Source organism: Salinicola avicenniae (genome assembly GCF_023736115.1).
GTDB lineage: Bacteria > Pseudomonadota > Gammaproteobacteria > Pseudomonadales > Halomonadaceae > Salinicola > Salinicola avicenniae.
This window is the reverse complement of sequence record NZ_JAKQZC010000005.1, coordinates 248630-261853: the sequence shown is the minus strand read 5'-3', so window position 1 is coordinate 261853 and position 13224 is coordinate 248630. Positions and strand designations below refer to the sequence as shown.

The window sequence follows — 13224 nt, the reverse complement described above, 5'->3', positions numbered from 1 at the left end:
TCATCTATGCAAGTTTCCGTTGAGACGACATCCCAGATCGAACGTCGCATCACCGTTCAGGTGCCGGCCTCCGAGGTCGATGAGGCCGTTGCGGCCCGCCTGCAAGAAACCGCCAAACGCGTTCGTCTGAATGGCTTTCGTCAAGGGAAGATCCCGATGGCCGTCGTTCGCCAGCGTTATGGCAAGGACGTTCGTAACGAAGTCGTCAGTGAGATGATGCGTCAGCACTATGTGCGCGCCGTCACTGAAGAGAGCCTGAACCCGGCTGGCTACCCGTCGATCGAGCCCAAGGTCGATCAGGATGGCAAGGATCTGGAGTTTGTCGCGACGCTGGAGATCTATCCGGAGATCGAGCTGGCCGGCATCGACGGCACCGAAATCGAGCGTCCCCAGACCGAGATCACGGAAGCCGACATCGACCAGATGATCGAAACCCTGCGCACGCAGCGCGCGGCATTCCAGCCGGTGGAACGTGCCGCGGAGATGGGGGATCAGGTCAAGATCGATTTTCAGGGCTTCCTTGGCGACGAGCCGTTTGAAGGGGGGGCCGCCGAAGGTCACGAGCTCGAATTGGGCTCCAACCGGTTCATCCCCGGCTTTGAAGAGCAGCTGGTGGGTGCCACGGCTGGCGAAGAGAAGCAGGTCAGCGTGACCTTCCCGGAAGACTACCAGGCCGAGCATCTTGCGGGTCAGGAAGCGACTTTCAAGGTCAAGGTTCACGAGGTTTCCGGCAAGGTTCAGCCGGAAGTCGATGCCGACTTCATCAAGGAGTTCGGTGTCGAAGATGGCGACATGGACAAGTTCCGTGCCGAGATCAAGAGCAACATGGAGCGCGAGGTCAAGCAGGCGGTCCAGAATCGCGTCAAGCAGCAGGCGCTCGACGCGCTGCAGCAAGCCAATGACATCGCGGTCCCGCAGGCGCTGATCGATCAGGAAACCGACGGGCTCAAGCGTCAGGCCGCGCAGCAGTTCGGTCTGGGCGAAGACTTCGATGTCAGCCAGCTGCCAAACGAGCTGTTCGCCGACCAGGCGCGGACCCGTGTCAAGGTGGGGCTGCTGCTGGCGGAGGTGATCAAGCAGAATGAGCTTGATGCCAGCGACGACGAGATTCGTGCCCGTGCCGAGGAGCTGGCGGCTCAGTATCAGCAGCCGGAACAGGTTGTCGAGCAGTACCTGCAGAACGATGAGCTCAAGAACCAGGTCAAGTCTGCCGTACTGGAAGACAAGGCCGTTGACAAGCTGCTCGAGCAGGCCCAGGTTAATGACGTCAGCATGAGCTACGAGCAAGTGCTTCAGGCTGCCCAGCAGTCTCAGGATGCGGCCGAAGACGAAGAGGCTGAGGAAAGCGATTCCAACGCATGATAGGTGCTTGGTAAGCGAAGTGACCCGGCTGCGGCCGGGTCGCTAGTCGATGGGCCTGACAATCACCGGATGTAAGGAAATCGCGATGCAAAACGAGTTCGACATCAGTAATGCCGGCGGCCTGGTTCCGATGGTGGTGGAACAGAGTTCGCGCGGTGAGCGGTCGTATGATATCTACTCCCGTCTGCTCAAAGAGCGCGTCATTTTTCTGGTGGGGCCGGTCGAAGACTACATGGCCAACCTGGTCGTGGCGCAGCTGCTTTTCCTCGAGTCCGAGAATCCGGACAAGGATATCCATCTTTATATCAACTCGCCGGGTGGTTCGGTGACGGCTGGCATGTCGATCTACGACACCATGCAGTTCGTCAAGCCGGACGTGTCCACGGTCTGCATCGGGCAGGCAGCGAGCATGGGCGCTCTGCTGTTGACCGGCGGCGCTAAGGGCAAGCGCTTCTGTCTGCCGCACTCGCGCATGATGATCCATCAGCCGTTGGGCGGCTACCAGGGCCAAGCTACGGATATCGAGATCCACACGCGCGAAATCCTGACCATTCGTCAGAAACTCAATCGCATTCTGGCGGACCACACGGGGCAGGATATCGACAAGATCGCGCAGGACACCGATCGCGACAACTTCATGGACGGCACGCAGGCCGTCGAGTACGGCCTCATCGATGCCGTGCTGGATAAGCGTCCGGTATCCTGATAGCGTTTGAGTCAAGGTTTCACACGGCGGCGCCTGGCGCCGTCGTCCTGACGAGGTACACGAATGGCCGACGGTAAAGGCAAAGACGACAACGGCAAGCTGCTCTACTGCTCGTTCTGCGGCAAGAACCAGAACGAAGTTCGCAAGCTAATTGCCGGTCCGTCCGTCTACATCTGTGACGAATGTGTCGATCTCTGCAATGACATCATTCGCGAAGAGGTTCTGGAAGCCGACGCCGAGAGCGATGAAGACCGTCTTCCAGTACCGCGTGAAATTCGCAACACGCTCGATGATTACGTGATTGGGCAGGATCGCGCCAAAATGGTGCTGTCTGTGGCCGTCTACAATCACTACAAGCGCTTGCGCGGCGTTGCCGGCAAGGGCGATGACATTGAGCTTGGCAAGTCCAATATTCTGCTGATCGGCCCGACAGGTAGCGGTAAGACGCTGTTGGCCGAGACGCTGGCGCGGCTGCTGAATGTGCCGTTCACCATTGCTGATGCGACGACGCTGACCGAAGCCGGCTACGTGGGCGAGGACGTCGAGAACATCATTCAGAAGCTGTTGCAGAAGTGTGATTACGACGTCGAGAAGGCGCAGCGCGGTATTGTCTACATTGACGAGATCGACAAGATTTCGCGCAAATCGGACAATCCCTCGATCACGCGAGATGTCTCCGGCGAGGGGGTCCAGCAGGCGCTCTTGAAGCTGATTGAAGGCACGACAGCTTCCGTTCCGCCGCAAGGGGGGCGCAAGCACCCGCAGCAGGAGTTCCTGCAGGTCGATACCGGAAATATCCTGTTTATCGTCGGCGGTGCTTTTGCTGGGCTCGATAAAGTGATCCGGGATCGCGCCGAGAAGGGCGGTATCGGCTTCAACGCTTCGGTCAAGAGCAAGGAGAGCGACAAGGGTGTCGGTGATATCCTTGCCGGCGTCGAGCCGGAAGATCTGGTCAAGTTTGGCCTGATTCCGGAGTTTGTTGGCCGTCTCCCGGTCATCGCCACGTTGACCGAGCTGACCGAAGAGGCGCTCATCGAAATACTGGTTGAGCCGAAGAACTCGCTGGTCAAGCAGTATTCACGTCTTTTTGAAATGGAAGGCGTCGAACTGGACTTTCGCGAGGACGCGCTGCGCGCCGTTGCGCACAAGGCGATGGAGCGCAAGACCGGTGCGCGAGGGCTACGCTCGATCCTCGAGTCGGTACTGCTGGAAACCATGTACGACGTGCCGTCGCTCGACGGCGTCAGTAAGGTTGTGATCGATGCGTCCGTCATCGCTGGCGACAGTGATCCTCTGCTGATTTACTCCAAGCAGGAAGAGGGCCGCGTCGCCAACAAGGACGGCTGAACGTCTGGGTGCCGCCGCAGGTGCGCATTTACGCCGGATCAAGGGGGCCGCATGGCCCCCTTGGTGTTTCCGGCATTGCGAGAATCCAGCGAGGCACTTGCATCCGCCTGCCACTGCCCCCACGTAGACTCTATTGCCGCTCTGGTGGCTCACCCATCCGAAAGTATGTCGAGGAATAGCTGTAATGGCGCAGAGCTCTGACCAGACACTGAAGCTTCCGCTCCTGCCGCTGCGTGACGTGGTAGTCTATCCGCAGATGGTCATCCCTTTGTTCGTGGGGCGCGAAAAATCGATTCGTGCGCTGGAAACGGCGATGGAACAGGACAAGCGCGTGCTGTTGGTCGCGCAGCGAGAAGCCGCACATGACGATCCGGGCGTCGACGACCTGTTCGGCGTCGGCACCGTGGCTGAGATCATGCAGCTGCTCAAACTTCCTGACGGCACCGTCAAGGTGCTGATCGAGGGTAGCTTTCGGGCGGATATTCAGCAGGTGCTGGATGACGAGGATGGCTTCATCGCGGCCCAGGCCTCGCGTCGCGACAGTGAGCCGCTGAGCGAGCGCGAGCAGGAATCACTGGTTCGGGTGCTGCTCAACCAGTTCGAGCAGTACGTGAAGCTTTCCAAGAAAGTACCCAGTGAAGTGCTCTCGTCGCTTCAAGAGATCGAAGATCCCAGCCGGCTGGTGGATACCATCTGTGCCCATCTATCGTTGAAAATCGACGACAAGCAGGAGCTGCTGGAGATGGATCGCGTGCGCGATCGCATCGAGCACCTGATGGCGCAGATCGAATCCGAGATTGACCTGTTGCAGGTTGAAAAGCGGATTCGTTCCCGGGTCAAGGACCAGATGGAGAAGTCGCAGCGCGAGTACTATCTCAACGAGCAGATGAAGGCCATCCAGAAGGAGATGGGCGAGCTCGAGAACGTGCCCAACGAGGCCGAGAAGTACGAGCAGCGTATCCAGGAAGCCGGTATGCCGCAGGAGGCTGTCGACAAGGCGACACAGGAGCTCAACAAGCTCAAGATGATGTCGCCGACGTCGGCCGAGGCGACGGTGGTGCGCTCCTATCTGGACTGGGTGCTGTCGGTGCCCTGGAAGAAGCGCACGCGCGTGCGTCACGATCTACCGCATGCCGCCCAGGTGCTCGACGAAGACCACTACGGCCTGGAAGAAGTCAAAGAGCGCATTCTTGAATACCTTGCGGTGCAGAAGCGGGTCAAGAAGCTGAAAGGACCTGTGCTTTGTCTCGTCGGTCCGCCCGGGGTAGGCAAGACCTCGCTGGGGCAGTCGATCGCTCGTGCGACCAATCGCCGTTACGTACGCTTGGCGCTAGGGGGCGTTCGCGACGAATCCGAGATCCGCGGCCATCGTCGGACGTACATCGGCTCGCTGCCCGGCAAGCTGATCCAGCGCATGAGCAAGGCTGGGGTGCGAAATCCGTTGTTTCTGCTCGATGAGGTCGACAAGATCGGCATGGATCATCGGGGCGATCCGGCCTCGGCGCTGCTCGAAGTTCTGGATCCCGAGCAGAACGACAAGTTCAATGACCACTATCTCGAGCTAGACTACGACCTGTCGGACGTGATGTTCATCTGTACCGCGAACTCGATGAACATTCCGGGGCCGTTGCTTGACCGCATGGAGATCATTCGCCTGCCTGGCTATACCGAGGATGAGAAACTGGCGATTGCCAAGCGCTATCTCATCCCGAAACAGCTCAAGGCCAACGGGCTCAAAGATGACGAGCTGGTCTTCAGCGACGAGTCGGTGCTCGAACTGATTCGCTACTACTCTCGCGAGGCGGGCGTTCGTGAGCTCGAGCGTCAGATTGCCAAGGTGGCCCGCAAAGTGTTGCGAGAGCGTCTCGAGGCTGAGAAAGGCCAGGGCGCGCAGGCCGGGCTGATGCTATCTGCGGAGGACGTCGATCGCTATGCTGGCGTACGCCGTTACAGCTACGGTCTGGCTGACCAGGAGCATCAGGTCGGGCGCGTCACGGGGCTGGCATGGACCTCGGTGGGAGGCGAGCTCCTCTACATCGAATCAGTCGTCACGCCTGGCAAAGGGCGCCTCAACAAGACGGGGTCGCTCGGCGACGTGATGAAGGAGTCGGTCAGTGCGGCTCATACGGTCGTGCGTGCTCGTGCGCCGCAGATCGGTATCGACCCGGAGCGCTTCGAGAAAGAGGATCTGCATATCCACGTTCCCGAGGGGGCGACGCCGAAAGATGGCCCCAGCGCTGGTATCGGCATGGTAACGGCGATGGTCTCTGCCTATAGTGGTCGACCAGTACGCTGCGACGTGGCCATGACCGGTGAGGTCAATCTGCGTGGTGAGGTCATGCCGATTGGCGGTCTGAAGGAGAAATTGCTGGCTGCCCGGCGCGGTGGTATAAAGGTCGTACTTATACCTGAGGACAATCGCAGGGACCTCAAGGAGGTGCCTGACAACATCAAGAATGCATTGGATATTCGTCCAGTCAAGTGGATTGATGATGTGTTGTCCGTAGCATTGACCCATCACGTTGATGGCGAGGAAAAGAGCAGTGACGATGCGGCATCCTCGCAGACCAATATCAGCACACACTAAGGTTATCGGTGCGTCAATCTCGCGCGCAAAGCCCGATGTGACGCGGTTTTTATCGTTATCTTGATTGACAGAACGATCACGGCATTGCTATAAAATGCGCACTTGTTGTGATCGTTGTCGTGTCAAAGATTGCGCATCGATATCCTGTTAATTTCGTACACAGTCAAGGGGTGAAGTGTGAATAAATCCGAGCTGATCGAAGCCATTGCTGCATCTGCCGACATTCCCAAGGCAGCTGCCACCCGCGCTCTCGATGCGATGATCGATTCCGTGTCGGACAGCCTGAAAAAGGGTGATTCCGTAGCACTGGTCGGGTTCGGGACGTTCTCGGTCAAAGAGCGCGCTGCGCGAACTGGCCGTAACCCGCAGACTGGCAAGCCGATCGATATCAGTGCTGCCAAGGTGCCGAGCTTCAAGGCTGGCAAGGCCCTGAAGGATGCTGTGAACTGAGGTTCGTTGCGTCACTCGGGCTGACGCATCGGTATTGAGGCGATTCAGGCTAATCTACCGGGCAAGCCCGTGAATTACGTAAGCGCATCGCCTTGGCGATGCGCTTTTTTATTGCCTCCTCATCTCTCGCGGCGTTCGATGCGCGGGAAATGAGGGCTACGGGTGCGTTGCCGAGTCGGTACGGTGTACGAAGCGCACGCGACAGACATTGGGTAATCGACATGCGAGGACAGCATGCTGCAACGAATTCGTGAAGGTTCCCAGGGGTGGGTGGCGAAAGTCATCGTGGGCGCCATCATCGTGACATTCGCGCTCTTCGGGGCGGAGTCGCTGGTCAGCTATTTTACCGGCGGTAGCAACGATGCGGCGACGGTCAACGGGGAGTCGATCAGTCGCCAGGCGGTGGAGACGCAGGTCCAGCGTGGCATCCGCTCCGGGCAGGTGCCGCCAGAGCAGGAGCGCGAGTTCCGAGGTCAGGTTCTGGATCAACTGATCCGTCAACGCACGCTCGATCAATTCGCCGAGCAGGGCGGGTTGCACATGTCCGATGGCCAGCTCGATCAGTTGATCGTCTCCCTCCCGGAATTCCAGGACCAGGATGGGCATTTCTCTCAGGAGCGTTTCACCAGTCGTCTGGCCCAGGCGGGGTATACGCCGGCTTCGTTTCGGCGTGAACTACGCGCCGATTCACTGCGGCGTCAGGTGCAGCAGGGGCTAGCCTCCGCGGCGTTTGTTCTGCCCTCGGAAAAGCAGCGACTGGCGGCCCTGCAGCAGCAGCAGCGCAGCTTTCGCTACGCACAGCTCAACGACGCCGACCTCGCGGAGACGATCTCTCCGGAGGCTGCCGATCTCCAGCGCTACTACGAGGCGCACCAAGACGATTATCGGCGTCCTGAGCAGGTCAAGGTCAACTACATCGTGCTCAACCAGGAAGATGTCGCTCAGGGGATTGATGTGACCGAGGATGCGTTGCGTCAGGCCTACCAGGAGGCGCGCAGCACCGCGCCTCGTCAGGTCTCGCATATCTTGGTCACATTCGGGGACGACCGCTCCGAAACCGAGGCCCGCGAGCGGATTCAGGAGGTGCAGTCGAAACTCTCTCAAGGTGCCGACTTCGCGGCGTTGGCCGAGGAGTTTTCCGATGACAGCTCCTCTGCCGAGAATGGGGGTGACCTGGGGGTCATCCAGAAAGGCTTCTTCGGTGATGCGTTCGATGAGGCCGCCTGGTCTCTCGACCAAGGGCAGGTCTCTCAGGTGGTGCAAACAGAATACGGGCTGCACCTGATTGAGGTCACCGATATCGATATGCCCAGCTTCGAGCAGTCCCGCGATCAATGGGTCGAGCAGGTCCGTCTCGATCAGTCGAGGGCCGAATTCGAGGATACGGTGCAGCAGCTGACCGATGATGCCTACCAGGCGGACGATCTGGCCAGCGTCGCGGAGCCGTTGGGACTGTCGGTACAGACCAGTGACTGGTTCTCTCGTGATAGCGGCGGCGACGGTGTCACTGCCAACCCGGATGTTGTCGCGGCGGCGTTTTCGCCGGACGTGCTTGAAGATGGGTACAACAGTGACGTGATCCAGACCGATGATCGCCAGCGAGTCGTGCTCCGTGTTGTCGATCATCGCGAGGCAAGCACATTGCCGCTTGATGAGGTGCGTGATCAGGTCAACCGCGCGGTGACCACGGAACTGGCTCAGCAGCGATTGCAGGCACGAGCGAAGACGTTGCTCGCTTCATTGCGCGAGGGCGAGCGTCCTGCCGATCTCTCCTGGCAGCAGGTCGATGCGATCACCCGTGACGGGGGAGACAGCGTGCCTGACGCGGTTGTCGAGCAGGCTTTCCGCATGCCGGCGCCCGAGGGAGAGCAGTCCACATGGAGTCACGTCGACATTCCCGGTGGTGTCGCCATCATTGGCCTTGAATCGGTGCAGAGCGCTGACGTTGATGGTGATGACGCGGATTTCGTTACCCGGCTTGCGCAGCGGGTGCAGGCACAGAACGCGATTCAAGGTTTGACGGATACACTGATGGATGACGCCGAGATCGAGCGTCAATAAATTGCCGTAACTGGTTGTCGGCGCTTGCCGATTTTCCGCTGACCCTCCTAGGCTGAGTGATGATCCATCATCAGGTTTAGGAGGGTTTTTTATGTCTCTATCTCGCTATTTCGTGCTGACCGAGACGCCGACGGGGTTGCCGCGACAGGATCAGTTCACGCTGAAGGAAGCACATCTGCCGGACCTTGGGCCGGGAGAGGTACGTGTCCGCAACCGTTGGCTCTCCGTGGATCCCTATATGCGCGGGCGGATGAGCGGTGTGACTACCTACGTGGAACCCTACGATCTCGATGCGCCCATGGAGGGGGCCGCCGTCGGTGAGGTCGTGGCCTCGCGCCACGCCCATTTCAGCGAGGGCGATCGCGTGCGGCATATGGCTGGCTGGCGGGATCTCGCTCAGCTCCCCGGTGATGACGTCGAGTCTTTGCCGAATTATGACGTTCCCGAGCAGGCATATCTGGGCGTGCTTGGCATGCCAGGCATGACGGCCTGGACCGGGTTGAACCGTATCGCGGGTATGCAGCCCGGCGATCGCGTTCTGGTCAGCGCGGCCTCCGGTGCGGTGGGGTCGTTGGTTGCGCAGTTGGCGCAGACCGCCGACTGTCATGTCGTCGGCGTGGCCGGCGGGAAAGCGAAGTGCGAGTGGTTGCGTTCGCTAGGTGTCGAGGCTGTCGATTACAAAGGGAAAGACGCGAGCGAGTTGAGTGCCGCGCTCGGGGCGGCGTCGCCCGAAGGGTTCGATATCTATTACGAGAACGTTGGCGGCCCGCTGTTGGAGGCAGCGTTGGCGAATCTGCGGGACCATGCGCGAGTGGCGATCTGCGGTTTTATCGATCGCTACAATGCGACCGGGGTAGTGTCAGGGCCGAGCAACCTGCATCAGTTGCTGTTTCGGAAGGCAAGAATGGAGGGGTTCATCGTTCTCGAGCACTGGGCTCACTATCCCACTTTTCTTGACGAGGTTGCGCCTCGCGTGGCGCGCGGTGATATTCATTATCGCGAAAGTGTGGTGGAAGGATTGGAGCGGACACCCGAGGCGTTTCTGAAGCTTTTCAGCGGCGAAAACGAAGGTAAGATGCTGGTCAAGCTGAGCTGACCAGCCACTGACTACCGCGAGCCAGTAAGGCCTCTCGGCAAGACTATCGAGTCGCGTCTTCCCATGTCGCCAGAATCGCCAGTGCCTCCTCGCGGTGGTCTCCGCACAGCGCCTCGTCATAGTGAAAACGCTCGCAGAGTGCTGGACGGCGCGGATCGCCGAATAGCCGACAAAGGTTATCGTCGTCCAGCTGCACGCAGCGCACCCCCGCCGGCTTGCCGTCAGGCATGCCGGGGATCGGTGAAGTGATGGAGGGCGCGATGCAGCAGGCACCGCAGCCGGCTCGGCAAGCCATGACAGTTCCTTGAACGATGACGATTAGGGGGCAGCGCGTCGCTCGGCAAGAGCGCCCTTGTCGATCCCTTCGAAAGCCTGAACGAGAATCGTGTCGTCGGTGTCACGCGCGATGCGGTTGGCGAGCCAAGCCGCGATGTGTTCGACCGTCGTGGGCGCATTGAGTACGTGACAGCGGTTGCCGGGCATCTTCAGTTGGAACTGCCCCTGGGCGGCGCGATAGCGAATCTTCAGGATCTCGTCCCCCTCGCGGCCCTCGACGAGGTCCTCGCTGTCGATCAGGTAGCCGTTGTTGAGTTGTTCGGCCCAGTAAGTTTCCAGTTCGACGTCCCTTTGGCCGCCGCGCCAGATGCGCAAGTGGGAGCGATGGCCGTGCGCGATCCGCTGGCAATTGCCGCTATGATGTTTCAGGCCATGGCTATAGGTGTAGATGGCGCCTTCGGGAGTCTCCTCTCGCAGGCGAACGCGAATAGCGTCGACTCGAGGGGGAGGGCGCTTGCTCAATTCCTGGCTGAGGTGGTTGCCGAGTCGTTCGGCGCTGATTTCCGACCACGGCAGCAGGGTGAAGCCTTGTCGCGGGGCGCGAACGTCGAAGGTATAGGGCAGCTCGGCTGTCATCTGCAGACCTTCGCTGCATTCGCTAATGTCTACCCCGGGTGCCTGGGTCGGGACCAGCAGCGTATGATCCAGGCTGGCGTCCAGGCGCGACTTGATCCATGGCTTGACCTCGCCGAAGTCGAACAGCATGCCGTCTTCGCCAAGTTCGCCGTCGAGTTCGACATCGACATGCCAGCTGGCACCGCAGAGGCCGTGTGTCGGGGACCAGATCGAGGCATCGATGTTGGTCAGGTTGTTCACGAACAGGGTCATCAATCGATTCCCGCAATCTTGTGGGTCTGCAGCGATAGCCGCCATTGAGGATGCGCCAGGCAGTAGTCGACTACGGCGCGCATCGGTTCGGCGTCTGAGGCGATGGCGCCTGGCGCCAAGTCCATCGGCTGCAGGTAGAAATGAGTGAAGTCCATCTCGCTGAACGCCGAGGGGTCTACCCCCGCTTGCGGATAGACCAGTTTTAGCTCGTCACCGCTTCTCAGCGTGAGGGCGTTGTCGCCCTTAGGGCTGACGCAGATCCAGTCGATGCCACGCGGCGCTGCGAGCGTGCCGTTGGTCTCCACGGCAATCTCGAACCCGCGAGCGTGCATGGCGTCGATCAGTGCCGCGTCCAGCTGCAATAGGGGCTCGCCTCCCGTGAAGACCACATAGCGTTTTGCACGATCTTTTTCCGTCGGCGAGTGCGAGAAGCTTGGCCAGAGCGCATCCAGATGCGCTGCCAGGGCGTCGGCCGACGTGAACTGGCCACCATTCTGTCCATCGGTGCCGACAAAGTCCGTGTCGCAAAACGTGCAACGGCTCGATTGACGGTCGCGTTCGCGCCCGGACCACAGGTTGCAGCCGCTAAAGCGACAGAACACGCTGGCTCGGCCTGCCTGGGCGCCTTCGCCCTGCAGGGTGTAGAAAGCTTCTTTCACACTGTACATACGGGTGACTAGACTCGCGCGGGGATCAATGGTCGTAGGGGAGTGGATCGGAGACTCCTAGTGCGGCGAAAGCGGCGAGTCGTTCACGACAACTGCCGCATTCGCCACAGGCTTTCTCCTTGCCGAGATAGCAAGTCCAGGTATCGGCGTAGTCGAGCCCCATCTCGAGGCCGTCGGCAAGAATCGTCGCCTTGTCACTGTGCAGGTAAGGGGCCTCGATCGTGACTGGAGAGAAGTTGGCGATAGCGGCCACCTCGTTCATGCGCTCGACGAACGCCGGACGACAGTCGGGATAGAGAACATGGTCACCGCAGTGGGCACCGTAGAAACAGATGGATGCGTCGATATTGACGGCATGGCCTATCGCCAGCGACAGCAGAATCATGTTGCGGTTGGGCACGACGGTATCGGCCAGATTGTCTTCCGCATAATCGGCTTTCGGCATCTCGCGGGCGCTGTCCGTCAAGGCGGAGTTGCCGATGAGCGAGTGGATGGCCCTGATATCGACGACCTGATGGGGAATGCCATGGCGTTCGCAGACCTGGCTCGCGACATCCAGTTCGCGGGCATGTCGCTGGCCGTAATGAAACGACAGCGCATGGACCGCGTAACCATCGCGTAGCGCGCGATGGAGTACGGTATAGGAGTCCATGCCCCCGGAATAAATGACAACGGCGGGGCGAGGAGAGGCGGAGTCGGGAGGTGTCATGCTGTGTAAAACCTATACAGTGAAGACGCCTCGTTCGCCGACGAGAGACGTCAAAAAGCGCCGGCGGACTTCTGCTTCCGGCAACTTCAGTGAAATCAGATGTGTCAGCTTGCCGAACGCCGCTTCGGGCGTCATATCGTCGGCCGAGAGCACGCCGATGTCCTTGAGACCCTGGCCGCTGGCGTAGGTGCCCAGCTGCACACCGCCTACTGGGCACTGGCTAAGCGTGGCCAACACCTTGCCCTCGGCACTCGCTTTCGCCAGTGCACCGAGCAATGCGTCATCTTCAGGAAGATTGCCGCTGCCCCAGCTTTCCAGAATCACGCCCTTGACGTTATCGGGCTCGATCTGGCGAGCGACATCGTCGGCGCCAATGCCTGGCCACAAGGGCAGGCGAATCACCTTGGGAACTTCGTCAGCCGGATCGACGAGTTCGAGCCGTGGCGCGCCGTCGGCGGGCCAGCAGCGCCCGGCATAGAGAACGGGGTGATCATCGACCATCTCGCCCAGTGGCGGCCAATTGGGACTTTCAAAGCCCGTATCGTGCTGAGTATACCATTTTCTGGCTCGACAGCCTCGAAGCAGGCGGCTGCCGAATGCAATGCAGACTTCGCGAACGGTCGGATGGGTCGCAAAGGCGAGCGCTGTCTCGACATTGCTCAGCGCATCGCTGCCGGTGATATCCAAAGGGCGCTGTGAGCCGGTCACGATCACCGGCTTGTTGAGCCCCTGGAGTTGAAAGGCCAGGCTGGAGGCGCACCACGCCAGTGTATCGGTGCCGTGCAGAACAATGAATCCGGCATATTCGTCCAGTCGCTCGGCAATCACGGCGGCCAGTCGACGCCAATCGGCGGGTGTCGCGCTGCTGGAGTCGATTGGCCGCGGCGCCTCCCACAGATCGTAATCCGGTAGGCGAGCTTGTCGTGACGGCGACAGTGACGCAATGGCGCCAGACAGGCGCGATGCGAAACGCTCGCCGGGCACGAGGCCGCGGGGGCTCTTCTGCATGCCTATGGTGCCGCCAGCGTAAAGTACCAGCACCGAGTTGGTGGAAGACTTCGTGGTAAAGCTCAT

At 60.1% G+C, this 13224-nt stretch carries 12 protein-coding genes; 7 read left to right on the top strand and 5 right to left on the bottom strand.

Annotated elements, in window-relative coordinates:
• The first annotated feature begins 6 nt into the window (after nucleotides 1-6).
• The 7 genes from tig to MC381_RS13280 all read left to right on the top strand — a co-directional run bounded on the left by tig (nucleotide 7) and on the right by MC381_RS13280 (nucleotide 9609).
• Nucleotides 7-1362: a trigger factor gene (gene tig / locus MC381_RS13310; RefSeq protein WP_251978238.1), complete on the top strand. Its 1356-nt coding sequence runs from the start codon at nucleotides 7-9 to the stop codon at nucleotides 1360-1362.
• Between the two features lie 85 nt (nucleotides 1363-1447).
• On the top strand, nucleotides 1448-2068 hold the full coding sequence (gene clpP / locus MC381_RS13305) for an ATP-dependent Clp endopeptidase proteolytic subunit ClpP (protein WP_251978237.1): 621 nt from the start codon (nucleotides 1448-1450) through the stop codon (nucleotides 2066-2068).
• 63 nt (nucleotides 2069-2131) lie between these two features.
• Nucleotides 2132-3415, top strand: a complete 1284-nt coding sequence (gene clpX, locus MC381_RS13300) for an ATP-dependent Clp protease ATP-binding subunit ClpX (protein ID WP_251978236.1) — start codon at nucleotides 2132-2134, stop codon at nucleotides 3413-3415.
• A 184-nt stretch (nucleotides 3416-3599) separates the two neighbouring features.
• Nucleotides 3600-6002 carry an endopeptidase La gene (gene lon, locus MC381_RS13295; RefSeq protein WP_251978235.1) on the top strand — a complete coding sequence of 801 codons (2403 nt, stop codon included), beginning with the start codon at nucleotides 3600-3602 and terminating at the stop codon, nucleotides 6000-6002.
• 177 nt (nucleotides 6003-6179) lie between these two features.
• Complete coding sequence (hupB, locus tag MC381_RS13290; RefSeq protein ID WP_251978234.1) at nucleotides 6180-6452, top strand: nucleoid-associated protein HU-beta; 273 nt, start codon at nucleotides 6180-6182, stop codon at nucleotides 6450-6452.
• Between the two features lie 234 nt (nucleotides 6453-6686).
• On the top strand, nucleotides 6687-8513 hold the full coding sequence (locus tag MC381_RS13285) for a SurA N-terminal domain-containing protein (protein ID WP_251978233.1): 1827 nt from the start codon (nucleotides 6687-6689) through the stop codon (nucleotides 8511-8513).
• Nucleotides 8514-8604: 91 nt separating this feature from the next.
• Nucleotides 8605-9609 carry an NADP-dependent oxidoreductase gene (locus MC381_RS13280; RefSeq protein WP_251978232.1) on the top strand — a complete coding sequence of 335 codons (1005 nt, stop codon included), beginning with the start codon at nucleotides 8605-8607 and terminating at the stop codon, nucleotides 9607-9609.
• 43 nt (nucleotides 9610-9652) lie between these two features.
• Here the strand turns inward: MC381_RS13280 and MC381_RS13275 are convergent, their stop codons facing one another.
• Genes MC381_RS13275 through MC381_RS13255 form a run of 5 tightly spaced genes read right to left on the bottom strand, consistent with a single transcriptional unit; the run spans nucleotide 9653 to nucleotide 13224 of the window.
• Nucleotides 9653-9904 carry a YkgJ family cysteine cluster protein gene (locus tag MC381_RS13275; protein ID WP_251978231.1) on the bottom strand — a complete coding sequence of 84 codons (252 nt, stop codon included), beginning with the start codon at nucleotides 9902-9904 and terminating at the stop codon, nucleotides 9653-9655.
• Nucleotides 9905-9927: 23 nt separating this feature from the next.
• Nucleotides 9928-10773, bottom strand: a complete 846-nt coding sequence (locus MC381_RS13270) for a 6-pyruvoyl trahydropterin synthase family protein (protein WP_251978230.1) — start codon at nucleotides 10771-10773, stop codon at nucleotides 9928-9930.
• A complete protein-coding gene (gene queE / locus MC381_RS13265) occupies nucleotides 10773-11441 on the bottom strand; it encodes a 7-carboxy-7-deazaguanine synthase (protein ID WP_251978229.1) in 669 nt (222 codons plus the stop codon). The genes MC381_RS13270 and queE overlap by 1 nt, the downstream gene beginning before the upstream one ends.
• 25 nt (nucleotides 11442-11466) lie before the next feature.
• On the bottom strand, nucleotides 11467-12150 hold the full coding sequence (gene queC / locus MC381_RS13260) for a 7-cyano-7-deazaguanine synthase QueC (protein WP_251978228.1): 684 nt from the start codon (nucleotides 12148-12150) through the stop codon (nucleotides 11467-11469).
• A 12-nt stretch (nucleotides 12151-12162) separates the two neighbouring features.
• Nucleotides 12163-13224 (bottom strand): asparaginase, encoded by a 1062-nt coding sequence (locus tag MC381_RS13255; RefSeq protein WP_251978227.1) that lies wholly within the window; start codon nucleotides 13222-13224, stop codon nucleotides 12163-12165.

Coding starts and splice junctions, on each gene's coding strand:
- tig (WP_251978238.1), top strand. CDS start 7: ATGCAAGTTTCCGTTGAGACGACATCCCAGATCGAACGTCGCATCACC.
- clpP (WP_251978237.1), top strand. CDS start 1,448: ATGCAAAACGAGTTCGACATCAGTAATGCCGGCGGCCTGGTTCCGATG.
- clpX (WP_251978236.1), top strand. CDS start 2,132: ATGGCCGACGGTAAAGGCAAAGACGACAACGGCAAGCTGCTCTACTGC.
- lon (WP_251978235.1), top strand. CDS start 3,600: ATGGCGCAGAGCTCTGACCAGACACTGAAGCTTCCGCTCCTGCCGCTG.
- MC381_RS13285 (WP_251978233.1), top strand. CDS start 6,687: ATGCTGCAACGAATTCGTGAAGGTTCCCAGGGGTGGGTGGCGAAAGTC.
- MC381_RS13280 (WP_251978232.1), top strand. CDS start 8,605: ATGTCTCTATCTCGCTATTTCGTGCTGACCGAGACGCCGACGGGGTTG.
- MC381_RS13275 (WP_251978231.1), bottom strand. CDS start 9,904: ATGGCTTGCCGAGCCGGCTGCGGTGCCTGCTGCATCGCGCCCTCCATC.
- MC381_RS13270 (WP_251978230.1), bottom strand. CDS start 10,773: ATGACCCTGTTCGTGAACAACCTGACCAACATCGATGCCTCGATCTGG.
- queE (WP_251978229.1), bottom strand. CDS start 11,441: ATGTACAGTGTGAAAGAAGCTTTCTACACCCTGCAGGGCGAAGGCGCC.
- queC (WP_251978228.1), bottom strand. CDS start 12,150: ATGACACCTCCCGACTCCGCCTCTCCTCGCCCCGCCGTTGTCATTTAT.
- MC381_RS13255 (WP_251978227.1), bottom strand. CDS start 13,224: ATGAGCTTTACCACGAAGTCTTCCACCAACTCGGTGCTGGTACTTTAC.